Source organism: Shimazuella sp. NTD250 (assembly GCF_059510375.1).
Genome location: NZ_JCAJZS010000001.1, coordinates 335,621 through 358,987, shown reverse-complemented (window position 1 = coordinate 358,987; position 23,367 = coordinate 335,621). Strand labels below are relative to the sequence as shown.

The window sequence follows — 23,367 nt, the reverse complement described above, 5'->3', positions numbered from 1 at the left end:
AGGCAGTTATCCTAGTGAAAGTAAAGCGAAAGCAATCAAACATTGTTTTCAAGAAGGAATGGAAAGGAAGAAAAAAATGACAGAGGAAATAAAGCAAAGAAAGCGCGTGGATTGGATTTTAGTCATCATCGCGGTATTATCAGGGTTTTTGAACTACTTTAATATTTGGAATCAAAATAGTGACAATCAGTATTACACATCAGCAGTTACAAGTATGTTGCAGAGTTTTCATAACTTCTTTTTCGCATCATTTGATCCAGGAGGATATGTAACTGTCGATAAGCCGCCAGTTGTGTTTTGGATACAGACTGCTTTTGCCTCTGTGTTTGGTGTACATAACTGGAGTGTTATTTTACCCCAAGCACTAGCTCAAGTAGGTTCTGTACTCTTACTCTACTTTCTTGTAAAACCCACTTTTGGGAAAACAGCTGCTCGCTTTGCCAGTTTGATTATGGCGGTTACACCAATTGCGGTTGCGGTAAGCCGAACCAATAACATCGATAGTATGCTCGTGTTTACCTTGTTATTAGCAACGTGGATGTTGGTAAAAGGTATCCGCAGTAAAAAGGTAGGATGGATACTCGGAGCTTTTGCCATGATTGGCGTCGGTTTCAACGAGAAAATGTTACAAGCATATTTTGTGGTTCCGGCGTTTTATCTCTTTTACATCATGGCATTTAAAGAAAAAGCTAAGAAGAAATGGACTGTATTAGCTGCATCCACTGCGATCATGGTCGTGATTTCGCTCTCTTGGGCAGTGATAGTAGACTCGATCCCGGCAAAAGATCGCCCATACATGGGCAGCAGCCAGACAAACTCTGTATTAGAGCTTGCCTTTGGTTATAACGGTGTGTCCCGACTAACAGGAAACCAAGGCGGTGGAACGGGTGGAGCACCAAATCAACAAAAGATGGAGCAAAGTCAAGCATCACAAAATCAACAATCGAATCAAACAAGTAGTACAACGCAAAACAACAACCAACAAAATAATAATACGAACAACCAGCCAAATGGCAATTTTCAAGGAATGCCTTCAAATGGCGGAGAGCAAGGAAAAATGTTTGGAGCTGGTGGAGGAGGAGCTGGTGGTCAAGGTGGAGGAATGTTTAACACCGGTCAAGCTGGACCGCTTCGTTTATTCCAAACCGAACTTTCCGGTCAAATAAGTTGGCTTCTACCATTTGTGATTATTGCCAGCATTGGATTATTAGCAGGTATTCGTCGTCGTAAACCTTGGACAGATAAACAGAAAGAAACTGTATTTTGGTTAGCATGGCTGATTCCCGGATGTGTATTTTTCAGCATAGCAGGGTTCTTCCATCAGTATTACTTGATTATGCTTGCCCCGCCGATTGCAGCTATTGCTGGAGCAGGTTGGGTTGAACTCTGGAATCACTACCGAAATTCAGAAGGATGGAAAAAATGGCTATTGCCAATTGGAATATTGATCACGACGCTTTTTGAAATATATATTCTTTACCCATATCAAGACCAAATTGGAATCGGTTGGTCCATTGTCATCGGGTTAGTTGGAATTGTTTTGTCACTGCTCTTATTCTTTGCTAGTAAACAAGAGCAACTGTCTGCTTTTTCTGCACTTGCAGGTCTGCTTATCTTACTAGTAGCTCCGCTTTACTGGGCATCGACAGGATTTATCAGTGGAGTGAACAGTGTTATGCCAGCGGCAGGACCAAGTGGGAGTCAAGGATTTGGCGGCGGTGGTATGCCAAATATGACAACAAATACAGAACGATCAGGGCCTGGTATGGGAATGAACATGCCAAATGGGATGAATATGCAAAACGGAAATAATTCTCAAATGAATGACAATGCTCCACAGATGGGAGCAGGTGAAAACAGTGCCAATGCTTCACAAGGAAATAACATGTCTAATCGACAACAGGGCAGAGGCGGATTCGGTGCTGCTCAAATTAATACCAAACTATTTAATTATGTAACCAAACATAACACCGGCGAGAAGTTCTTATTTGCCACAACTAGTTCGCAAGATGCTGCTCCTTACATTATTAAAACCGGCAAGGCAGTTATGGCAATGGGTGGATTCTCTGGTTCCGATCCCATCTTGACCGTTGCAAAACTAGAAGAAATGGTAAAAAACAAACAAGTGAAGTTTTTCTTAATCCCTTCAGGCTCTGGGTCAGGCTTCCGTGGGGGAGAGAGAGGAAGTAGTGAGGTTTTAAACTGGATTCGTTCCCACAGTACGAAAGTGGCAGATTCAGAATGGAAATCTAGTCAAGGAACCAGTAATGGAATGAAAATTGTCATCAATGGTGCACAGGTCGGAGGATCAGACCAAGCACTTTATGAGATCAAACAATAACGCGGGAGGGAAGAAAAATGAAATCATCCATTCGTTACTCGGTGATCATTCCGATGTTTAACGAGGAAGCAGTCATACAAGAAACCTATTATCGGCTTACTCAAGTGATGAAATCAGTCGAAGAACCTTATGAACTTCTCTTTGTAAATGATGGCAGCAAAGACCGTACAGCGGAAATTGTAAACACTTTATCGCTAACAGATCCAAATGTTAGATTACTAGATTTTTCTCGAAACTTTGGTCACCAAATTGCAATTACTGCGGGCATGGATCATGCCCGCGGTAATGCCATCATCATTATTGATGCAGATTTGCAAGATCCACCAGAACTCATACCCGAAATGATAGAGAAATGGAAAGAGGGATATGAAGTTGTCTATGCCAAACGTGCCAAACGAAAAGGGGAGACGTTGTTTAAGAAATGGACAGCGACCTTGTTTTATCGCACATTAGCTGCACTAACAGAGATCAATATCCCCCTTGATACGGGTGATTTTCGCTTGATGGATCGCCAAGTAGTGCAGGCAATGTCTACTATCCGTGAGAAAAATCGCTTTGTCCGTGGATTAGTCAGTTGGGTTGGATATCGACAAACAGCAATTGAATATGTTCGTGAGGAACGTTTTGCTGGAGAGACGAAATATCCACTTAAAAAAATGCTTCGCTTTTCGATCGATGGGATTACTTCGTTCTCCTATAAACCATTGAAATTAGCGACTTATCTTGGTTTTTCTGTTTCATTTATCAGTTTTATCTATTTGATCGTCTCTCTGCTGCAAAAGCTTCTCACTACAAGTACCGTTTCAGGTTGGGCTTCTTTGATAGCTTGTGTCTTGTTACTAAATGGAATGACACTGATGTTACTAGGTGTTTTGGGAGAGTATGTAGGCAGAATCTACGATGAGACAAAAAATCGTCCACTATATATATTGCGAGACAGACAAAAAGTGGAGCAGCTCGTAACAGAAGAGGTGAAGTGGAGTGCTCACCAATAAAAGGAAAGTCATTCAGTTTTTCCAATTTTGTATGGTGGGTATAGGAAATACAGCTATTGATTTTATTGTTTTCTATCTGTTGATTCAAGGAGGGTTGCCTTATATAAGTGCTCAATTCCTCTCCTTTGCAGCAGGTGTGTTAAATAGTTTTGTATTTAATCGGACATGGACGTTTCGGAAGAAGGGTCATACCAACCTGCGGGAAATGATGAAGTTTTTGGTTGTCAATGGATGTGCGTTTCTCTTGTCGCTTGGTCTGCTTACTCTCTTTTATGATAAATATCATTTTCCACTACTTTGGAGTAAGGCCATTGCTTCTGTGATCAGTATTAGTGTGAGCTTTCTTGGCAGTCGTCTGTGGGTGTTTCCAGAAAATCAAACCATGAGGAGTGATCGAAATGAAAATCAGAAAAGCAGTTATTCCAGCAGCGGGACTAGGAACCAGATTTCTTCCTGCTACCAAAGCTCTGCCGAAAGAAATGTTACCGATCGTCGATAAACCTGCCATTCAATATATCGTCGAAGAAGCAGTCCAAGCTGGGATTGAAAGCATCATTATCGTAACAGGGAGAAATAAACGTTCTATCGAGGATCACTTCGATCGATCCATTGAATTGGAACAAACCCTTCAAGAGAAGGGAAAATCAGATGTTCTGCAAGAGATACAAGGGATAACCAATATGGCTTCGATCCATTATATCCGGCAAAAAAATCCATTAGGTTTGGGACATGCCATTTTGTGCGCGGAGCAATTTATCGACAATGAGCCATTTGCTGTTTTATTGGGCGATGACATCATGGTGTCGCAAAAGCCTGCACTGCAACAATTAATCGATATATATGAACAACATCACAATCCTGTGATCGGTGTAAAAACAGTACAACAGTCAGAAGTAAGTAAATATGGAATCATCGATCCATATGGGCAGAATGGAAACGTTTATCAAGTTCATGACCTAGTAGAAAAACCGTCACAGGAAACTGCCCCTTCTCAGATTGCGATTATGGGCCGCTATATTTTAGAACCTTCTATTTTCCCTATCTTACAGACAATCGATCGAGGAGCTGGGAACGAAATTCAATTGACAGATGCTCTGCGGGTGTTGGCAAAGGATGTTCCCATTCATGCTTCAGAACTAGAAGGCAATCGTTATGATATCGGAGATAAATTAGGCTATTTACAAGCGAGTACAGAAATGGGATTGCGGAGAGAAGAAATGCGTGAACCTCTACTTGCTTACCTAGAAAATATCTTAAAAAAAGAGTTGAATAGGAGTGTTTGTTGATGAACGTATTGGTTACAGGAGGGGCTGGATATATAGGAAGTCATACCGTTCAAGCGTTAATTGCCCAAAATAGCAAAGTAGTAGTATTGGATAATTTGACAACTGGACATCATCAAGCTGTGCAGACACCGTATTTTTATCAAGGGGATATTGAAGATGATGAATTGGTTCGTGAGATCATTCAAAAACATCAAATCGATTCGGTGATTCATTTTGCTGCAAAGAGTATCGTATCAGAATCCATTCAACATCCATCGCTCTACTATCATGAAAATACTGTTAAATCTTGTGCCTTTTTTGAAACAGTTGTAGGCGAAGGTGTAAAGCGGATCGTTTTCTCTTCGACTGCTGCCGTTTATGGAAATGCACATGACAAACCGATTCGAGAAGATGAGAAGACAAATCCGATCAACCCATATGGGGATTCAAAAGCCAAAATTGAAAACTATTTACATTTATTAGGTAGAGTTTATCCGATCAAATGGATTGCGTTGCGTTATTTTAATGCGGCAGGAGCTTCCTTCGATGGAATATTAGGAGAAGATCATCAACCAGAAAGCCACCTTATCCCACTTGTTTTGCAGACGGTATTGGGAAAAAGAGAAGTTATTTCCGTCTTTGGAGATGATTATCCTACCAACGATGGAACTTGTATCCGTGATTATATTCATGTTTTGGATTTGGCACATGCTCATATTTTAGCACTTCAAGCAATGCAGAGTGATCAACCGCTAAAACAGAACATCTATAATGTTGGCACTGGCTTTGGTCATTCAGTAAGAGAGATTATTCGCACTACAGAACGAGTTACAGGAAAAAAGATAAAAATGAAAATAGAAGAGAGAAGACTTGGTGATCCTCCTGTTTTGATTGCAGATAGCTCCAGTTTGCAAGAACATCTCGGTTGGAAGCCGTATTATAGCGACCTACAGACCATTATCGAAACTGCTTGGCGTTGGTATGAAACACATCCTAATGGCTATAAAAAACAAACCATTCAAGTCTAAGGGGGAGAAGTTCCATGGACTACAAAAAAGCTTATAAACGCTGGTTAAATCATGAATATCTCGATCAAGGGTTAAAAAAGCAATTATACCAACTAAATGGTCATGAGAAAGAGATTGAAGATTGCTTTTATACTTCTCTTTCATTTGGAACTGCTGGTATGCGTGGGATGCTTGGTGTAGGTACAAATAGGATGAACAAATATATGGTTCGCAAAGCCACGCAGGGTTTAGCTCAATATATTAGTAAACAAGGCAGAGAGTACCAGCAAAAAGGTGTCGTTATTGCCTATGATTCTCGGCATCAATCGTTTGAATTTGCTAAAGAAGCAGGTCTTGTCCTTGCAGCAAATGGAGTTAAGGCATTTGTGTTTCCTTGTATACGTTCCACTCCTGAGCTTTCGTTCGCCGTTCGCTATCTACATGCAACTGCGGGAATTGTCATTACAGCGAGCCATAATCCCTCTGTTTATAATGGATATAAGCTTTATGGATCAGATGGTGCCCAAATAACTGCAAGTTTAGCAGAGCAAATCACCCAAGAAATCGATAAAGTTGCTGATGAACTAAAGGTGAGAGTAGCGGAATGGAGCAGGGCACAGGAGCAGGAACTATTTGTTTGGATTGGCAATGATGTAACGGAAGCGTATCAAAACAGATTGCATTCAATCGCCTTACAGCCAAAAGAAAACAATCAAGGTTTCAAAGTCGTCTATACTCCTTTACATGGAACCGGGAGCAAACCGGTGCAGAAAATTTTGAGAGATTGCGGTTTTGACAAAGTCTATACCGTGCCTAAACAAGATGTTCCCGATCCCGATTTCCCTACTGTGCTCTCGCCGAATCCAGAAGAGCCAGCAGCACTCCAAATGGCGATTCAGTTGGCACAGCGAAATGGAGCAGATTTAGTCATCGGTACAGACCCGGATGCAGATCGAGTGGGGGTGGCGGTGCAAAATAAACATGGCCATTGGGGTGTTTTAACAGGTAATCAAATCGGAGCACTTTTATTGGATTACATGCTGACACTTCGAAAAGAACAAGGAAACCTGCCTGCAAATGGGATTGTAGTCAAAACAATCGTAACTTCAGAGATGGGAAGAGCAGTTGCGAGTCAATATGGTATCGAAACATATGATACATTAACTGGATTCAAATATATAGCTGAGAAGATCAAAGAGTGGACAGATACGAGAGAAAAACAATTTTTATTTGGCTATGAAGAAAGTTCGGGTTTTCTCGTCGGTGATTTTTGTCGAGACAAAGACGCCATCCAAGCAAGTATGCTCATAGCAGAAATGGGTGCTTATTACAAGCGACAAGGACTTACGTTATATGAGGTTTTGCAAGAAGTATATAAAAAAATCGGCTACTTCCAAGAAGATGTGGTATCTATGACGCTGTCAGGGAAGAGTGGATTGCAAAAAATGGAACACATTATGAGTCAACTAAGAACCAAAACTTTCCCTATGATCGATGGCATAGCTATTGTACAGAAGAAAGATTACATGCGAGGGATTGATCAATTACCTAAAGCCAATGTGCTGAAATTTATACTCGAAGATGATTCTTGGTTTGTAGCACGCCCATCAGGAACAGAACCTAAAATTAAGTTTTATTACGGTGTAAAAGGTTCCCGTTTATCAGAGGCAAAACAAAAATTAGAACGACTAAAGACCGAGACAGAAAGATTTATACATCTAATAATGAAAGATAATTTGAAATATTTACAAAAATAGTGATTGTGGTGTGATATTTTATGACCAAGCTAAAAAATAAGTTTCGTATTGGTTTGTTACTCCTCTTCCTGTCAGCCATTGCGATTAGTGTCTATTCACTATGGAGTATTTCCGGTAATTCCCAATCAATGGATAATGCAAATCAGCAACCTGGCCAAATGCATCAGTCAGGAGGAAATATGCAGTCTCCTCCTGGAGGATCTTCTTCTAAAGATACCTCGCAACAGAAAGGATTGCAAAGTGGTAATCGGAATCCAAATTCCAACAGCACTAAACCTAATAGTATGCCGCGTTTCCAGCAAGGAACAGCAGGGGCTAATCAGACTTTCAATAATGGCAGCATGTTTCATGGAATGAGCAATCAAAGCTCCTCTGATAAGATTTATGTGTGCATCTATGCTGTATTGTTTTTAGGTTTATTTGTAGCTGGAATTTCCTTGTTATCCAAAAAGAAGCTGCATATTCAAAAGGAAAACCAAAAGATGCTGCTGTGGACACTACTAGGAGTTGGTTTTTTTCTTAAAATCGCTGTAGCTCCTTGGGTTGATGGGTATTCATCCGATATAAATCTGTTTAAAAACTGGGCGACGTCGGCGGCGAATCAATTAAGTGGATTTTATCTTCATGGCTCCAGTGATTACCCGCCTTTTTATATCTATGTGCTGTATGTAGTTGGAAAAGTAGCTTCTTGGTGGAATAATTATTTTGAACTATTGATAAAAATACCATCGATATTAGCAGATAGTGTGACAGCATACCTGATCTACCGTCTAGCTGCTCGAAAGTTGTCTTTCGAAAAAAGTGCTTTGCTTTCAGCATTTTACCTTTTCAATCCAGCGGTATTGATCAATTCTACTTTTTGGGGTCAAGTAGATTCCTTCTTTACGATGATCGTGGTACTGGCTGTATATTTTCTAGTAGAACGAAAAGTCTATCTGTCTACTATGTTTCTTACCCTCGCTGTATTGATGAAACCACAAGGAATCATTTATTTACCAGTGTTATTCTTTGCGCTGGTTCAATTGAAAAATATAAAACAAATCATAATGAGTGTAGTTACAGCCTTCGGTACCGCACTAGTGGTCATTTTGCCGTTTTCCTTTGGTCAATCTTGGAATTGGATCATCACCCTCTATTCTCGTACGATTAGCGAATATCCTTATGCATCAGTAAATGCTTATAACTTTTTTAGCTTAATCGGTGCAAATTATAAACAAGACACCACTGATTTATTCCTTTTCAGCTACCACACATGGGGAATGATCTTTATCGTCTGTATTACATTACTAGTTGGATATGTGATTATGAAGGGACAAAATCCATCATATACCGCCCTTGCTGCCCTTTTGATTATTGCAGGAGTATTTACATTTTCAACTGGTATGCATGAAAGATATTTATTTCCAGCAGCTGCATTATCTCTGCTTGCTTGTATTTACTTTAAAGATAAGAAGCTACTCTGGTTATCTGTAGGTTTTAGTACAAGTATCTTTCTCAATACTTTTGCCATTTTGTATGGTGCTGTCCAAGGAAACGATTCTACTAGTTTTACGATGCTCGCTACATCCATGTTAAATGTTGTGCTCTTTGCTTTTCTTGTAAAAATCATTCTGGATAAAGTGAGAAGTCGTAAAGGAAAAGTATTAGAATAATAATATTGTATGATCACTTTTAGTGGTCTTTTTTTATTTCAGGGTGAAAATATTTCTTTGTTTTTCTAGTTTTTTCTTAGAATTTGTCGGTTTTTACAATTTGGAATGAAGTTATTTATTTTTTATTATTTCGTGAGTGAAATATTTTTATGAAATTTAACGAAAATTATTGATCGTAAGAAAAGAATTTAATAAAATAAAGATGGATATAGATGGACAAAGGTTCATCTCTTACGTAAGGAGTAAATCCTTATATGGCTATATTCAAGCGCAGCTCAGGAAGTGACGGAGAAAGTGCTAAGGACCCGCGTGATACAGTGGGGAAGAATCCCACTGGTAACGAAAGGAGATCCTCGGCTGGTGCACGTCGCAAGGCAGCGAGGCGATTGGACAAGGACCTTGAAGGTTCGGAGTACGAAAAGAAGGATGACCAGTGACTCCCTTAAGGCCCAAAAGCCATGACCGACTGGAGTAAAATCCAGTCGGTCAGCAGAGAGATTATTTTCAGAATAATAAAAAGGCAAATAACATTTAACAACATATACAGCTGTTTAAAATATAGAAAATTTAGAGGGGCTGCACCTTTTGGAGGAGTGGCCCCTCTTGTTTTCAACGAAGTAGCGCGACAGGGGGAGGTTCTCCATTTCGCAATTTTAATAAGAGGAAAAAGAAAGGGAGAATACACAATTGGAGAAAAGTCAAATCCTTGGAGGAATGTATGGGTTATTAATAGGTGATGCAGTTGGAGTTCCTTATGAATTTCATGCAGCAGATCAATTACCACTAATAGAAGATATCGATATGACTCCTCCTGCTGGATTTAACCGTGCCCATCGAGGAGTCCCGATAGGAACATGGTCAGATGATGGTGCTCAAGCCTTATGCTTACTGGATTCACTTGTAGAGTGTGGAGAGCTGGATCTCCCAAATTTTGCAGATAAATTATGGGCTTGGTATGACAAGGGATTATGGGCGGTCGATCATCATGTATTTGATGTTGGGATTCAAACAAGTGCTTCCTTGCAAGCCTATCGCCAAGGTGTCCCGCCGGAAAAATCCGGATTTGTAAATCCAGAGGGAAAGGGAAATGGTTCACTCATGCGAGTACTTCCGCTTGCACTATGGCATCGAGGAAGCGATGAGCAATTGGTAATTGATAGCCACAAGCAATCATTAGTAACTCATGGACATCTGACCAATCAAGTAGCTTGTGCTCTGTATAGTTTATGGGTGAGAGGAGTTTCCAAAGGATCAGAGATAGAAACAGCATATCGTAAAGCGGTCGATCACTTACGAGAAATATATGGTGCAAATAGCAAAGAACGTGATGAACTCGAACATACCATCAGACCTGATAAAGAACCGGTGAGCAGTGGGAGCGGATATGTTGTCGAAACAATTCAGAGCGTTCGGATCGCAGTGCAGGAAGCAAATTATGAAAATGTAGTCAAAAAAGCGATATCACTTGGAGAAGATACTGATACCAATGCAGCCATTGCAGGTGGCTTGTATGGAGTGAAAGTTGGATTAGAGGGAATTCCTAAGAGATGGCTTGATCTTTTACGTGCTAAAAGTGCAGTGGAGGAACTGCTCACAGGGTAGACGCCTGTACTCTCCATTGCTACATGGGTACAACCTTGATCTACCAGCCATTGACCCAATTCGAGTAACTCGTGGGTCATGGTACCAAATGTCTGAATTTCTTTCTTAGGAATGCGATCCAAAGGTCCTGTTAATACATAAACTACTACCGTTTCCTGATGAACATCTAGACCAGCACAACGCTCTAGTATTGCTTCCAACATAGGAGATCACCTCATAGAGAGAGTTGAACCAGAAAGACAACCCGAAAAAACGAAATTTTTCTATCTGGACTCTTGGTCCTATATCCTTGTGCTTCAAGGTTGTCCGTTCCGTTTTATTACGGGGTCGTACCACCGCAAAAACCCACGAACATGCTGGCTCTTTTTCAAATATGCAGGATTCGTTGACAAGAAAAAAGGCCATGATTCATTTTCATCATAGCCTGTGACCGAGAAACGGTCATGATTGTTTTTATTTTAGTAAGAAGCAGTTTTTCCGCTGAAATGGAACATGTGCTCTGCGGCTCGATAGTAGTTATTGTAGGTACCTTTTGCATATGAAGTTAAACCTTTATCATATACCATTGCTGTATAACAAGAGTTTGAACCAAGTGGGACAGTACAATAATATTCCCTGCTATCATTGTTTCGGTGAATTGTTGCTTTATTCGTATTATTAGTATCAGTGTTTGGATAGTTGGAATTAAACGTCATTCTCGCCCATGCTGTATGGCAAGATAAACTATAACGGATTTCAATTGTTCCACCAGGAATAGCATTTGAAGGCAGGTTTGGATCTCTTAACTCAGCTGATTTTACTGTAGTGGCATCATTTGCACAACCTGTTGAACTTGGATTTTGGCCATCATAAGAATAAGCAAAAGATGTTGGGATTACGAAGAAAAAGCTCAATAAGAAAACGCTAACAATACCAAATGCACGAAACTTTTTTAACAGTACCATACTTCATCCCACCTTTGATATATTTTATATACAATCCGAAATAGATTGTATATAAAATATATCATAAACTATTTATGTTAAATGTAAATAATTTTTATATAAAATAATAGATAATATCCATTTGGTGATTTCAATATGTCAGGAACGGACTCCAATGGTGGACATGACTACTTTATTGAACCGATGAATGAATCGGAAATGATTTCGCAGGAAATGCATGCAGATTTACAAATGGGAAGAAGTCATTTTAGCAGGATTTATAAAGATAAGAGGAGTACAACTGGTTCTCTTTTACAATGGTCAAGGGAAATTGATCTTAAGACTTCCTGTACCTGCACGTCATCTCAATGAAGTAAAACAGTATATAAAGGGGCGAGGAATTGAGATCAGAGAAGCATAGTTAAGGAGAAGTGTGGCTAATTGGCGTAAAATCAAATACAATCAATAACAAGCCTTGTTCCCTGATGAAAGGAGCGGCATGACTCACTCTGAACTGGATGGGGCACGCACGGTTAACACGCGCATCTTCCTGGCGAAGCGCCTCGGTGATTGCTCACTTCGCGATTCAAATGGCAAGCAGCGAGATGACTCCGAGGATTGTGGAGGTTCTCCGATCAGCCCCGACGGAAGTGGAGTAGTCTGCAAAAAGGCTGACTGTAGGATGTAGGTAGCGGACAACCGTCCTGCACTTCTCCTGCATCTGACCGGGCTGGAGTGAATTTACTCCAGCCCGCCCATTTTTCGGTATGAGGAAATGGGGTTTGCTCTCCTATTATATTATCCTATTTTTTGAGCCACTCACATGCCCAGTAATACATAATCGGTTCCATTTTGGAAGAGTAGAAAATACAACAGGAAGCCAGTTCTCACCAAAGGATGCTGCGTTCCTCCTCCATTCAAACGAGCATGACAAATGCCGCTCGTGTCATTTTTGCCGCAAATATTGTTTTTAATAGATGGTTATATTACTCTTGAAGACTTTGTGAGAGGAAATATACCATGGATTTATTTAAAAATTTTTTCCAAAATCATCATAAGAAGCAGTCTATGACTTCTGTGAGAGTCTCTCGTTCTCTAGAAGAAAATTTACAATATATTCAAGACCAATTATTTCATTCGAGTGATCTAAAATGGGAAGAAATTAAATTTAATAAAAAGAACGGGCTTCTCATCTATTTGGAATCAGTCGCAGATAAAAAACAGATTCAAAAAGAAATCATAGAACCCCTGCATAAGAATACAGAAGGAATAATTGAGCAAATAATTCCTTCTCCATATCAAAGAGTATCCCAGCTTGACCAACTTCCTAGATTATTAATTACAGGAAATTGCATTCTTTTGTTGGAAGGGAATCAGGAATCGATTGTAATTCACGTGATGGTGAGTTACACCAGGGGAATCGAAGAACCGAGTAATGAGCAAGTGGTTCGTGGAGCACATGATGGTTTTATTGAAAACCTGACTACTAATCTTTATTTAGTAAGACATCGGATTGAAAATCCAAACTTGACGGTTCGATATTATGAAATTGGAGAGGTGACGAAAACAAAACTAGCTGTTGTCTATATGCAAAACATAGCGAATCCAGATTTGATTAAAGAAGTGGATCACCGTATTTCTTCCATTTCGACAGATACAATAGTATCACCGGGTTTTATTAGTGAATTTATTGAAAGTAATCCGTTTTCTCCATTTCCCCAAATATTATTTACAGAAAGACCTGATCGGACTGTAGTGAATCTCATGGAAGGTCGTGTAGTGATTTTTTCTGAAGGGGATCCTTCAGCGATGATTTTACCTGTCACGTTATTTGCGTTTTATCAAACCCCTGATGATTATAACAGCAAATGGATGATCGGATCGTTTATTCGTATCATCCGTCTAGCTAGTTTATTCATTGCGTTTCAATTGCCAGCAGTCTATATTGCGATTGTTGGTTTTCACCCTGAAATTCTACCAATTGAATTGATATATACGGTTAAAAGTAGTGTAGATAAAGTTCCTTTCCCTCCTATTTTGGAAGCTTTACTTATGGAGTTAACATTAGAAGTGATACGAGAAGCAGGACTTCGATTGCCCAGTCGAGTTGGTCAAACCATTGGAATAGTCGGAGGTTTAGTCATTGGTGAATCTGTAGTTCGAGCTGGACTGGTCTCTTTTCCTATGATCATAGTAGTAGCGATAACAGCTATTGCTTCTTTTGTTGTACCCTCTCATGAAATGAGTTCAGCTATTCGATTATTGCGCTTTCCTCTGATGCTTTTGGCATCGCTTTTTGGCTTCTTCGGCATCATGATTGGCTTGTTATTTATTTTGATTCACCTTAGTAAGTTGGAGAGTTTTGGTACACCCTATCTAGCACCGTTTTTTCCTCTTCGAATCAAGGATTTAAAGGATACATTTGTCCGTTTCCCTATATGGCAGTTGAACCAACGGCCTCGTGATCCACATCCTCAAAAAACTACTCAAGAGGAGTATTCGAGAGGATGGGAACATGATGACCAAAATAGAAAATAAGATTACCCAAGGACAGTTCATGCTATTTCTTGTGCAAACACAAATAGGAATAGGAATTATATCTCTCGCCCATCATGTACAAAGTCAAGCAAAAGGTGGAGCTTGGATTTCGGTATTGATTGCCGGGTTAATCTCTCAATTGATCATCTTGATTCTCTGTGCACTCTGTCGTTTGTTTCCCACAGATAACATCTACAGTTTCTTACCAAAAATTGTAGGTAAATTCTTGGGGAATTTATTGAGTTTTGGATATATCGTATACTTTCTTTTTTCAACAAGTTTTATCTTAGTTAAATTTACGGAAATTATAGGGAAATGGGTGCTTCATGAAACTCCAAGGTGGGCATTGATAATCCTGATGATGGGAGCTGCCGTATATCTCGTACAAGAAAACGTACGGATTATTGCTCGTTTTTTTGTGACTACATCATTTGTAATTATAGTTATGGTGATTGTATCCTTAATTGGTTATACAAATATAGATGTAACCTATATTTTTCCGATTACTGAAGCAGGATGGATCAATATCATAAAAGCATCCAAAGAAGCTTTATTTTCAATATCTGGATGTGAAATAATTTTAGTGCTTTATCCAATGGTGGAAGGATTAAGTAGTGGGAAGTTAAAAGCAGTTTCAATAGGTAATCTTATAACTACTGTTTTTTATACATTTGAGGTTTTCACCAGTTTAATCATTTTTAGCCCAGCGGAACTTCCGCTTGTCCCTGAACCGGTTTTATATATGTTAAAGGCTTATTCTTTTCATATCATTGATCGAATCGACTTACTATTTTTATCTATGTGGCTAATAGTGGTATTCACTACGATGGCCTCTTATCTCTATTTAGGAGCGTCTGGGTTGGGGTATTTATTTCACAAAGGCCAGCATAAGAAAGCTCTTCCATATGCTGCGCTTCTCATCTTCATCATGGCAATTATCCCAGATAAACCATCTTTCTTTATGCTCTATAGTCAACTTTCTTCTACTGGTTTTACTACGTTTATTATCGTCCTTCCTATCTTTTTGTTCATTGTGGCCTTTTTGATGAAGAAGAGAAAGGAGAGAGCGGTATGAAGAAAATTTATTGTCTCCTCATTAGTCTTATTCTCCTATTCCTTTCGGGTTGCTGGGATCAAGATTTGTTAAAAAATGCTCGATTATTGTCTGTAGACGGGTTTGATCGTATTTCAAAAGGAAAATTGTTAGGGACATTTGTTATACACGATCAGTCTAAGGGAGAGCAAGCTGAGCCCAAAGACGATGTTTTAACTGCGATTGGTAATACACCAAGAGAAATTCGGGATAAAGTAGATAACAAATTATCGAATTTTATGCGCGCCTATAAAAATCGTGTTTTACTTATTGGAGAAGAGCGGGCTAAGCAAGATATTTATCCAATTTTAGATGTTTTTTATCGGGACCCGAAAAGCTCTTTAAATGCGAAGATTGCCATAGCACAAGGAAGAGCAAATGATTTGTTATCCGAGAAGAAAATAGGAAATATATTGATAACCGAAGAGATCCCTAATCTATTGACTAGTTCCGAACAGAGTACTGCTGTTACAAATGTGGATATCCAATCGATTTGTCCAGTGATGTTGGATCCAGGAGAAGATTTTCTACTGCCTTATCTCACTAAGAAAAAAGAACGTATTGATGCTTCACAGGTAGCTATGTTCCATAATAATCAACTTACGGGGCTGCTAAATTCTAATGAATCTATGATGTATTTACTTTTGAAGGGAAAACAAGGCAGAACTGCTAGAATAACTAGAAAAATGAAGTCTCAAAAAAATGAAATTGGTTATAGTTATCTAACATTTGATGTAGAAAAATCAAAACCAAAAATGCGAGTAATTGTCGAGTCCAATGATCAAATTCGAGTAAAGTATAACGTAGTTTGGCAAGTGAATGTAGCAGAGTATCCAAGTGATAAATTAGGGGATAGTGATATACTGAAAAAATTGGAAGAAAAATTATCTGCTGATATGACTTATTTAGCAAAGCAAACCATTAAAAAGATGCAAATGGCACATTGTGATGGATTCGGAATAGGCAGGAAATTGATCGCGTTTCATCCTCAAACATGGAAAAAGTTAAAGAAAGACTGGGAAAATCATTATCAAAAAATCAAATTCGAGCCAGAAGTACATGTCGAAATTGTTCATACAGGAATAATCGATTAGAAAATGCGACAAGGGAAAGGTTCTCTTGTCGCATTGATTACTTAAATATTTCATTTTCTAATATGATCACATTTTCTTTAAATGAATCTTTACCAACCTGTTTCGTATTTACCACTAACCGATAAACATTATCACAGCATTGTTTCGCACCTTTTACCAATAATGGTACACCGATAGAGTCAATTTTCAATCCCCTTGAGAAGAATCCCCCAAATGACATAACAATGGGAACAGTTGGCGATGTATTGGAGAAAACTATTTTTTCCTCAAAATGAAATTTATCTTCCAGTAGTAAAATCAATTCTTTTAGAGCTGGAACTACGAGCTTATTCCTTTTCCGCCCAATGGTATACACAAGGTTGCCATCTTCGTCTTTTCCATGAAAAATGAGTTTTCCAAAATCGTCTTTTGTCAGTTGATTGAAATATTTTACATTTAATATTTCTTCTGAAGATAGTTTTCTTTCTGATTGAGGTAATTGTTTTAAATGATATGCGGCAGCTAAAGACGTGGTATGTGTTCCTCCATAATCGTTATAAATATAAATCATAGGAATCAACCTTTTATCATGTATTTGTTTCTATTATGGGCATTTATTCCATTTCCAATTCATTGGCTTTATTTACTTATGCGACAAGAGAACCGTCCCCTGTTTCGCTATACTATTTCAGCAGAGAATTTTACTATTTCAAGAATAATTGGTGTATGGGATAAAATAATTTCACCCTGAGGGTTAATCGTCAGGGAACTAGTATTTATACTATATAGATTGCTAGGCTGCAATATCCCATTAATGTAAAAATTGCTATAACTGCTTTGATTCATCTCTGGAAAAGTAGTGACTAGATTTCCGTTGTCATCAGTGAATTGATTAGCAGGAATAGTGACAATAGCCTCAATATCGAAGTCTGCAATATAAAAAAATCTCTGAACCGTTGGCAAGATATTGACATTTGGGATAGCGACTTCCCCCGTAGGTCCAGTGGGTCCAGTAGTACCAGTAATCCCAGTACCTGTAGCACCAGTGTACCCAATAGGTCCAGTATATCCGGTAGTTCCTGTAGGTCCGATAGGTCCCGAAACGCCAAATCCCGTAGGTCCCGTAGTACCCGTAGTACCTCTAGCCCCTGTAGCCCCAGTAGGTCCGATAGGTCCCGAAACGCCAAATCCCGTAGGCCCCGTAGTACCCGTAGCCCCTCTAGCCCCCGTAGCCCCAGTAGGTCCGATAGGTCCCGAAACGCCAAATCCCGTAGGCCCCGTAGTACCTGTAGCCCCCGTAGCCCCCGTTGGTCCTGCAAGTTGCATAATCTCTAGGGCTTCATTCGAATTTGCAACGACAGGAACCTTATTTTTCGTAATATTTAACAAGTTATTGATTAATTTGTTCAGCAATAAGATTCCTCCTGTTATATCAGTTGTGTAGGCCATCTAATATGGTATGTATACACTTCATTTCAGCAATGGTTACAACATTCATATATTTAGAAGAATTCATATTTCTCTTTGCCTTGTTTTGCTTTTACACCATTTTCTTTTGTTTGTAAATTATTTACTAGCATCACTGATTCTATTAATTGGTCTGAAGAATTAATCAACTAGCCTTTCCATTTATTTATTTTTCGCATTTACTAGTTATAGATAATAAAAGGTGGTGAACTTATGGCTATTGTAAAACCCTTTGTAGCAGGTCGCCGGTTTACTGGTACAGCTGGAAGTGGTACAGGAACAGGAGCTACTTTTTCCATTGCTGCTACTGCTTTTACTGACGATACGGGTGCGGCTGCTACAGCATTTCCAGCATCATTTGCGTATTATAATCTCTATATAAATGGGGTCATTCAGACAGCTGATACTTCATCTATCACTACAACTGCAATTACAATTCCTGGAGGAAATGTACTCGATGGTTCTACTCCTATTACCATTGAGATTGTTGTAACTTAATATTTATTGAACAAATAATTAGTTATCACTCTATTGAGGGAAGTGGTTCACGTATAAAAACGGTGAGCCACTTTTATTTGAGAGGAGCACCGAATGAAATAATAGTGCCTAGTTGTTTAGAGGGAGAAAGAAACTGTCCTCCAGAGGATTGTGGAGGAATTCCGGGGTATGAACATATGTTATCTGTTTTATCAAACCCAAAAGACTCGGAATTTGAGGATATCTCTGCTTGGCTGGGTGATTTTGATCCGGAAAAATTTCATAAAGAAGAGATCAATCAACACCTGAAACGAATTGATTCTAAATTAAGATCTAAGCAAGTAGTGAAAATGAAAAAGACAGGGAAGAAAAAGACCGAAAGTAAGTTAACGATCCCCAAATTAAAGAAGCATTTAAAATCGCTGTCAACCGATGAATTGATTCAGTTAGTGACAGAGTGTTATAAGCTGAATAATGGCATAAAAGATTTCCTTATCGTTCAGTTTCTAGGTGACAATGTAACAGAGGAGTTATTTTACGCATGTCAAGAGAAAGTGGAAAATGAATTTTTTCCTGAACGCGGTGAGCCGAAGTTACGATTGAGTGAAGCAAAGAAAGCGATTCGGGAGTTTGAAAAAGTTACACAAAATGATAGATTTAGTATCGAATTGAAACTATATTACGTAGAGTTGGGTGTGGAATTTACCAATGCCTACGGAGACATAGATGAGCAGTTTTACAGTAGTATCGAATCCATGTATCGAACAGTGATCCAAATGCTATAAGATGCAGAGAATAGGGAATGGCATGATTTATTTGGTGACCGTGCCGTTGTGGAAAATACAGAGGGGATCGGTTGGGGGGGTTCATGACAGCTTGGCTGAGAGTTATTATGAACTTGATATACTATTTTGATTTGGTAATTTGATTATAAGTAAGAGGTTTGGAGAGTAGGTAATGTTTAAAATAAATGCAATACCTGTATCAACAAGCAGGTGTTGCATTTATTTTACATTTATTCAGCCTTCGGTTTCATCATCTCCACCCATATAGCGGATGGGGAATACCACTGTTGATTTAAAATATGACATAAAAGTTCTCCTCCATTTTCCAGCCAATGGTTCTTTGTAGGCGATAAAATTCCTCAGTCCACCGAGAAAATTCTTTACTGTTGCCGATTTTATCATAACATGCTGCTAATTCATACACTGCACTTGATGTTCGTTTGGAATATTCATTCTTTTGGCAAAGAGAAACAACTTCTTCAAATAAGGGAATTGCTTTATCATATTGTTTCTGTGTTTTGTTACAAATCCCAGCTACCATAAGGATTTTGGATAAACGGAAGTCATCATGGATGTCTCTTGCATATAACAACGCTTTTTCCATACATTCTTGAGCAAGAATCCAATCATTTTGAGTAGTATATAAACTTGTTAAATGAGTGTAAGTATCTGCATGTCTTCGAGAGAATTTCTTTTTTGGGTCTAGATCAAAGACTAGATTAAAATGTTCCAAAGCCTGCTTAAACTTTCCTTGTTTGAGGTAAATGCTCCCTAATATATTAAGGAAATCGAGAAGATAATTTTTTTGAGACATATTTCGATGTGCGATTTCTATACTTTCTTTGCAATGGTGCAAAGCTTCATCTAACTCTTGATTTTCAAGAAGGAGAATGCAGTAAGATTTATACAGGAGGAGCATTACACTTATGCTTTGGATCTGATTGATTGAAGGCCATACTTCTTTGACTAGTCTAATCGCTTCTTCCCTGCGTTCTGATTTTCGTAAGAACAAAATTTTATTACCAAGCGATGCATATTTGATGTCGTCTTGTTTTTCTGCTGTATATTGCTTTAATCCTTCTTCTACATAATGAAGAGCATTTGGTAGATTGTTTTGTGCATACCAACAAGTGCTCAATCGGTTATAGCACTTGGCGAGTAAATTGTTTTTCGCAATAAAAGTTTGTTTCTTGCATAGATTAATCGTCTTTTCCCAGATTTTCTGTGCCTTTTTCCACTCTTGTAATTCATAGTGATAGAGACCTTGTAAATATCTTGCAAAGGGATATAGAGCATGGTGTTCCTTTGGTTGATAGCAATCAAGGAGCTTTTTAGCTTGTTCTAACTCTTCATCATTGATTAAGTCCTCCACACACTCCAGTTTCGTCCGTAACGTCTCAATCTCTAGTAGTTCTTGCTGTTTCATTTCCTCCAGTTCTTTTTCACTAATATTTAAACTTTGAAATAAATGTAGTACTTTACTCTTAGAAGGATTCCCTTCCATATTTTCGATATGCGAAATCGTGCCGACTGAGATATTTTCATTTTTTAAGTTTTCTAATGAAAGTCCGCGATCCAATCTAATTTTTCTTGCAAGATAAGCTAATAGTGGCAAGTCATTTTGAAAATCCATTTGTTTCCCTCTCTTTTTTCATAAGGTATGTATATCTATTATGATAGGGGGTTTCCTTTATATCAAATATTGGATTTTCAGTAATGATTATGAATAGTATTGAAAATCTCTTATCTTGTACCAGTTTTTAGGACAATTATGGATTTAAATCAAAGAAAGCTTCAATCTGCTTAAGAGGGAAGATTGAAAATTTGTTTATTGATGGGGTATTGGATTCAGTAAGGGTGATAATGCTGCTAAAGCTATTCTCTCTATTCTAGGATTTAAATACTATGGAATCGCGGGCTTTGCAACTGTTACCATTTTAGGTTTTATTTTAGATGAGTTTAAAGATAGGGGTATAGGAAGTAGAGGTATTAGAGTCATGATTAGATACACTTACCGAAATTATTTCGGATCTGCTAGGTATTTGAATTATGGTAGAAAGAGACAGAAAATAATTAGGATTCAAAGTATACGAGCTGTTCGATGGGGTAAGTAAAGAAACGAAAGGGACATTCAATCATCTTTGGATGTTCCTTTATTACAGAAATTGGTGAGGTGTAAATTTTAGTGCAAAGTATATTAAATCAAATTAAACAGATTTTCCCGGAAAATTATAAGCAAGTTGTAATTATTCTTTTAATAGCTTATATAGGAATGTTTCTCGGAGCTTTCGGAGCAATTGTAGCAGATAAACTTTTAGGTTGTATAGTAAGTGTGCTATTTTTTTTGCTATATATGTTTTCTAATATAAAATATCATGTTAGAAAGAAACTTAGTGGTACTTTGTTTAAGAAGTATGTAGAGAATCCAATAATGATTCTGTACTTGGGGATGGCAATTTTTATTTATTATTTTTAAGGGATTTCTTTAAAGTAGTAAGGAGTGTTTGTACTCCTTACTATCGACAAAATTTCCTCTACAGGGTTACTTGATGGAGAATCATTTTTTTCTTAAGGGTGGTCTGGATGGATCATACTTTTTTTAGATCAGTTTTTCTGTCTTCTGTTTTTACCATTCTTCGATAGGTTCAACTATGTATAACAACAATAGGCGTATCACCTCGGTTACGTCGAATGTCGGAACAACTACCTATGTGTATGATGCACTCGATCAGTTGACCAAGCTCTATTATTTACAGGCACGGTACTATGATGCAAAAAATACTGGTCGTTTTTATAAATGAAGATAAATTCCAAGGTTCGGAAAAGACACCTCTTACTTTGAATAAGTATATTTATACTAACAACAATACGTAAATATGATTGATCCAACAGGTAACTATCCAGTCGTTTTATATGCGTTGGCTTTTCCAGAAGTAGGGCTAGTAGCAGTGGGCGCAGTTGCTGTAGTGTTGGATTATATTGGTCTACGATATCTAGTTAACTACTTTCTATCACATGCACACAGAGTTAGGCTTACTTTTGATATACCAAGTTCTTTGTTGAGTGGAAAAGGGATTATCGATTTAGGAAAATTTACAGAAAAAATTAAAGGTAAATTGGCTTATCGAAATCCAAAAACAGGTTGGTATATAGAAAAAGATACAGATGGTCACACAGGGGAAAAATGGAAACTAAAAGATGAAAAAGGAAAGAGAAAAGCTTCAACTGATGGAAAAGGAAAAATCATATCTAAGTAAAACATGAGTGATGATAACAACATTTCAAAATTGATCGTTTAATCAAAAGGGTGGGTTTATTTTGCAGTTCTTAAATACAAAAAATTTGTTTAGATCCATTCAAAATTATTATTTTTTTGATTGGGATGACGAGATTGATCAGCCAGAAAATACAGTAGTATATGGAATGCCAAAAGAAATATTAGCTAAACATAAATTGGCTCGTTTTTATGAATCATGGGGTTTTGACTCAGTAAATAATGATGATTCTAGATTGTCAATGACTCCTAATCAATGGTATCAATTAGAAAATGATTTTATTAAATGGTTGTCCTTAGCAAAAACAGTTCTATTTCCAATAGGTAATGTAATATTTACTCCATATTTTGAACGAGAGTGGACTGTTGTTTTACCAGATTGGAGCGATAACGAAAACTGGATACAGAAACAACAAAAAGATTTTGAAACAATGTTACAGATGTCGGGAATTGTGGCTTCTCGTCCAAGTTTTAGAGAAGATTATAGAGGAGGTTATATTGATGATTTTTCGGAACTATGTGTATTAGCAAAAATGTGTTTTAAAAGTTTCCCACTATTATTTCTCGTCGATGAGAGAATGGTCATTAGATTGACTGAGTATTTAACAATCAAAATAATTTTTGCAGATGACAATTATAAAAAGAAAATAAATCAGATATTAGTTAACGTGTTGAATCCTAAAATTTTAAGTATAACGTAATGATTAATGCGACTAGGTGACTGTTCTCTTGTTGAGCGACAAGCAAGGTCATAGGATTTAGCAGGTGGAACCCCAGCTTGAAAGGCGCTAACGACTTCATCAATAGCAAGTCTTGGATACGACTTGGCAATAAGTTGTATTAAGCGCAGTCAATTAGGCAGTAGACCTGAAAATGATGGAGACTTGAAGTACTATTCAATGGGAAGGTCGACGAGGTCGACAACCCGGAAGACAACATTCCTGCTGTCACAATCTATCCTTCCATATTAATGTGACAAAGTAAATAATCTAGGTTATGTAAGGGATTACAGCGATGTGATCCCTTTTTGTTGGCAATAATTTAAGTTCGTTTATTCACAAACCTGTCACCAACTAGACAACTTTATAAAAGAAATGGTTCTATAATTCAATAGTGAA

22 protein-coding genes are annotated in these 23,367 nt (G+C 38.1%); 18 read left to right on the top strand and 4 right to left on the bottom strand.

Going from position 1 to position 23,367, the window contains the following annotated elements:
* The first annotated feature begins 76 nt into the window (after positions 1 to 76).
* The 8 genes from AC5WOF_RS01860 to AC5WOF_RS01825 all read left to right on the top strand — a co-directional run bounded on the left by AC5WOF_RS01860 (position 77) and on the right by AC5WOF_RS01825 (position 10,619).
* Positions 77 to 2,341, top strand: coding sequence for an ArnT family glycosyltransferase (locus AC5WOF_RS01860; RefSeq protein ID WP_496048254.1), 2,265 nt, complete (start codon positions 77 to 79; stop codon positions 2,339 to 2,341).
* 17 nt (positions 2,342 to 2,358) lie between these two features.
* Complete coding sequence (locus tag AC5WOF_RS01855) at positions 2,359 to 3,336, top strand: glycosyltransferase family 2 protein (protein ID WP_496048253.1); 978 nt, start codon at positions 2,359 to 2,361, stop codon at positions 3,334 to 3,336.
* Positions 3,323 to 3,835 carry a GtrA family protein gene (locus AC5WOF_RS01850; protein ID WP_496048252.1) on the top strand — a complete coding sequence of 171 codons (513 nt, stop codon included), beginning with the start codon at positions 3,323 to 3,325 and terminating at the stop codon, positions 3,833 to 3,835. The genes AC5WOF_RS01855 and AC5WOF_RS01850 overlap by 14 nt, the downstream gene beginning before the upstream one ends.
* Positions 3,735 to 4,622, top strand: a complete 888-nt coding sequence (galU, locus tag AC5WOF_RS01845; protein ID WP_496048251.1) for a UTP--glucose-1-phosphate uridylyltransferase GalU — start codon at positions 3,735 to 3,737, stop codon at positions 4,620 to 4,622. Before AC5WOF_RS01850 ends, galU begins: the two co-directional genes overlap by 101 nt.
* Positions 4,622 to 5,629 carry a UDP-glucose 4-epimerase GalE gene (gene galE, locus AC5WOF_RS01840; RefSeq protein ID WP_496048250.1) on the top strand — a complete coding sequence of 336 codons (1,008 nt, stop codon included), beginning with the start codon at positions 4,622 to 4,624 and terminating at the stop codon, positions 5,627 to 5,629. Before galU ends, galE begins: the two co-directional genes overlap by 1 nt.
* Before the next feature lie 14 nt (positions 5,630 to 5,643).
* Positions 5,644 to 7,365 (top strand): phospho-sugar mutase, encoded by a 1,722-nt coding sequence (locus AC5WOF_RS01835; protein ID WP_496048249.1) that lies wholly within the window; start codon positions 5,644 to 5,646, stop codon positions 7,363 to 7,365.
* Between the two features lie 20 nt (positions 7,366 to 7,385).
* A complete protein-coding gene (locus tag AC5WOF_RS01830) occupies positions 7,386 to 9,017 on the top strand; it encodes an MptA/MptB family glycosyltransferase (protein WP_496048248.1) in 1,632 nt (543 codons plus the stop codon).
* A 687-nt stretch (positions 9,018 to 9,704) separates the two neighbouring features.
* Entirely contained in the window at positions 9,705 to 10,619 is a 915-nt protein-coding gene (locus AC5WOF_RS01825) for an ADP-ribosylglycohydrolase family protein (RefSeq protein ID WP_496048247.1), read from the top strand.
* A 458-nt stretch (positions 10,620 to 11,077) separates the two neighbouring features.
* On the opposite strand, the gene AC5WOF_RS01820 is transcribed toward AC5WOF_RS01825, so the two are convergent.
* A complete protein-coding gene (locus AC5WOF_RS01820; RefSeq protein WP_496048246.1) occupies positions 11,078 to 11,563 on the bottom strand; it encodes a DUF2690 domain-containing protein in 486 nt (161 codons plus the stop codon).
* Between the two features lie 217 nt (positions 11,564 to 11,780).
* Between AC5WOF_RS01820 and AC5WOF_RS01815 the strand changes: the two genes are divergently transcribed.
* The 4 genes from AC5WOF_RS01815 (at position 11,781) to AC5WOF_RS01800 (ending at position 16,267) form a co-directional block, all read left to right on the top strand.
* On the top strand, positions 11,781 to 11,963 hold the full coding sequence (locus tag AC5WOF_RS01815; RefSeq protein ID WP_496048245.1) for a hypothetical protein: 183 nt from the start codon (positions 11,781 to 11,783) through the stop codon (positions 11,961 to 11,963).
* Between the two features lie 599 nt (positions 11,964 to 12,562).
* The gene (locus AC5WOF_RS01810; protein WP_496048244.1) at positions 12,563 to 14,080 is read left to right on the top strand and encodes a spore germination protein; all 1,518 of its coding nucleotides are present in this window, start codon (positions 12,563 to 12,565) and stop codon (positions 14,078 to 14,080) included.
* Positions 14,061 to 15,155: a GerAB/ArcD/ProY family transporter gene (locus AC5WOF_RS01805; protein WP_496048243.1), complete on the top strand. Its 1,095-nt coding sequence runs from the start codon at positions 14,061 to 14,063 to the stop codon at positions 15,153 to 15,155. Before AC5WOF_RS01810 ends, AC5WOF_RS01805 begins: the two co-directional genes overlap by 20 nt.
* Positions 15,152 to 16,267, top strand: coding sequence for a Ger(x)C family spore germination protein (locus AC5WOF_RS01800; RefSeq protein ID WP_496048242.1), 1,116 nt, complete (start codon positions 15,152 to 15,154; stop codon positions 16,265 to 16,267). The genes AC5WOF_RS01805 and AC5WOF_RS01800 overlap by 4 nt, the downstream gene beginning before the upstream one ends.
* A 37-nt stretch (positions 16,268 to 16,304) precedes the next feature.
* On the opposite strand, the gene AC5WOF_RS01795 is transcribed toward AC5WOF_RS01800, so the two are convergent.
* Complete coding sequence (locus tag AC5WOF_RS01795) at positions 16,305 to 16,817, bottom strand: DUF3189 family protein (protein WP_496048241.1); 513 nt, start codon at positions 16,815 to 16,817, stop codon at positions 16,305 to 16,307.
* 107 nt (positions 16,818 to 16,924) lie between these two features.
* Positions 16,925 to 17,659, bottom strand: coding sequence for a DUF4183 domain-containing protein (locus AC5WOF_RS01790; protein ID WP_496048240.1), 735 nt, complete (start codon positions 17,657 to 17,659; stop codon positions 16,925 to 16,927).
* Between the two features lie 267 nt (positions 17,660 to 17,926).
* On the opposite strand from AC5WOF_RS01790, the gene AC5WOF_RS01785 reads away from it, so the two are divergent.
* Positions 17,927 to 18,211, top strand: coding sequence for a DUF4183 domain-containing protein (locus AC5WOF_RS01785; protein WP_496048239.1), 285 nt, complete (start codon positions 17,927 to 17,929; stop codon positions 18,209 to 18,211).
* 62 nt (positions 18,212 to 18,273) lie between these two features.
* Entirely contained in the window at positions 18,274 to 18,975 is a 702-nt protein-coding gene (locus tag AC5WOF_RS01780; RefSeq protein ID WP_496048238.1) for a DUF6155 family protein, read from the top strand.
* Positions 18,976 to 19,267: 292 nt separating this feature from the next.
* Here AC5WOF_RS01780 and AC5WOF_RS01775 read toward each other — a convergent pair whose 3' ends face one another.
* A complete protein-coding gene (locus tag AC5WOF_RS01775; RefSeq protein WP_496048237.1) occupies positions 19,268 to 20,608 on the bottom strand; it encodes a helix-turn-helix domain-containing protein in 1,341 nt (446 codons plus the stop codon).
* 552 nt (positions 20,609 to 21,160) lie between these two features.
* Between AC5WOF_RS01775 and AC5WOF_RS01770 the strand changes: the two genes are divergently transcribed.
* From AC5WOF_RS01770 to AC5WOF_RS01755, 4 genes are all read left to right on the top strand, one after another.
* Positions 21,161 to 21,451, top strand: a complete 291-nt coding sequence (locus tag AC5WOF_RS01770; protein ID WP_496048236.1) for a hypothetical protein — start codon at positions 21,161 to 21,163, stop codon at positions 21,449 to 21,451.
* Between the two features lie 175 nt (positions 21,452 to 21,626).
* Complete coding sequence (locus AC5WOF_RS01765; protein ID WP_496048235.1) at positions 21,627 to 21,776, top strand: hypothetical protein; 150 nt, start codon at positions 21,627 to 21,629, stop codon at positions 21,774 to 21,776.
* Between the two features lie 75 nt (positions 21,777 to 21,851).
* Positions 21,852 to 22,232, top strand: coding sequence for a hypothetical protein (locus AC5WOF_RS01760; protein WP_496048234.1), 381 nt, complete (start codon positions 21,852 to 21,854; stop codon positions 22,230 to 22,232).
* A gap of 61 nt (positions 22,233 to 22,293) precedes the next feature.
* Positions 22,294 to 22,950, top strand: a complete 657-nt coding sequence (locus tag AC5WOF_RS01755; RefSeq protein WP_496048233.1) for a hypothetical protein — start codon at positions 22,294 to 22,296, stop codon at positions 22,948 to 22,950.
* Positions 22,951 to 23,367: the final 417 nt, after the last annotated feature.

What these genes read in the sequence shown, in the direction of transcription:
- AC5WOF_RS01785 (WP_496048239.1), top strand. Translation starts at nt 17,927, where the DNA reads ATGGCTATTGTAAAACCCTTTGTAGCAGGTCGCCGGTTTACTGGTACA.
- AC5WOF_RS01810 (WP_496048244.1), top strand. Translation starts at nt 12,563, where the DNA reads ATGGATTTATTTAAAAATTTTTTCCAAAATCATCATAAGAAGCAGTCT.
- AC5WOF_RS01815 (WP_496048245.1), top strand. Translation starts at nt 11,781, where the DNA reads ATGCAGATTTACAAATGGGAAGAAGTCATTTTAGCAGGATTTATAAAG.
- galU (WP_496048251.1), top strand. Translation starts at nt 3,735, where the DNA reads ATGAAAATCAGAAAAGCAGTTATTCCAGCAGCGGGACTAGGAACCAGA.
- galE (WP_496048250.1), top strand. Translation starts at nt 4,622, where the DNA reads ATGAACGTATTGGTTACAGGAGGGGCTGGATATATAGGAAGTCATACC.
- AC5WOF_RS01805 (WP_496048243.1), top strand. Translation starts at nt 14,061, where the DNA reads ATGACCAAAATAGAAAATAAGATTACCCAAGGACAGTTCATGCTATTT.
- AC5WOF_RS01835 (WP_496048249.1), top strand. Translation starts at nt 5,644, where the DNA reads ATGGACTACAAAAAAGCTTATAAACGCTGGTTAAATCATGAATATCTC.
- AC5WOF_RS01760 (WP_496048234.1), top strand. Translation starts at nt 21,852, where the DNA reads ATGATTGATCCAACAGGTAACTATCCAGTCGTTTTATATGCGTTGGCT.
- AC5WOF_RS01820 (WP_496048246.1), bottom strand. Translation starts at nt 11,563, where the DNA reads ATGGTACTGTTAAAAAAGTTTCGTGCATTTGGTATTGTTAGCGTTTTC.
- AC5WOF_RS01795 (WP_496048241.1), bottom strand. Translation starts at nt 16,817, where the DNA reads ATGATTTATATTTATAACGATTATGGAGGAACACATACCACGTCTTTA.
- AC5WOF_RS01830 (WP_496048248.1), top strand. Translation starts at nt 7,386, where the DNA reads ATGACCAAGCTAAAAAATAAGTTTCGTATTGGTTTGTTACTCCTCTTC.
- AC5WOF_RS01800 (WP_496048242.1), top strand. Translation starts at nt 15,152, where the DNA reads ATGAAGAAAATTTATTGTCTCCTCATTAGTCTTATTCTCCTATTCCTT.
- AC5WOF_RS01765 (WP_496048235.1), top strand. Translation starts at nt 21,627, where the DNA reads ATGTATAACAACAATAGGCGTATCACCTCGGTTACGTCGAATGTCGGA.
- AC5WOF_RS01860 (WP_496048254.1), top strand. Translation starts at nt 77, where the DNA reads ATGACAGAGGAAATAAAGCAAAGAAAGCGCGTGGATTGGATTTTAGTC.
- AC5WOF_RS01855 (WP_496048253.1), top strand. Translation starts at nt 2,359, where the DNA reads ATGAAATCATCCATTCGTTACTCGGTGATCATTCCGATGTTTAACGAG.
- AC5WOF_RS01775 (WP_496048237.1), bottom strand. Translation starts at nt 20,608, where the DNA reads ATGGATTTTCAAAATGACTTGCCACTATTAGCTTATCTTGCAAGAAAA.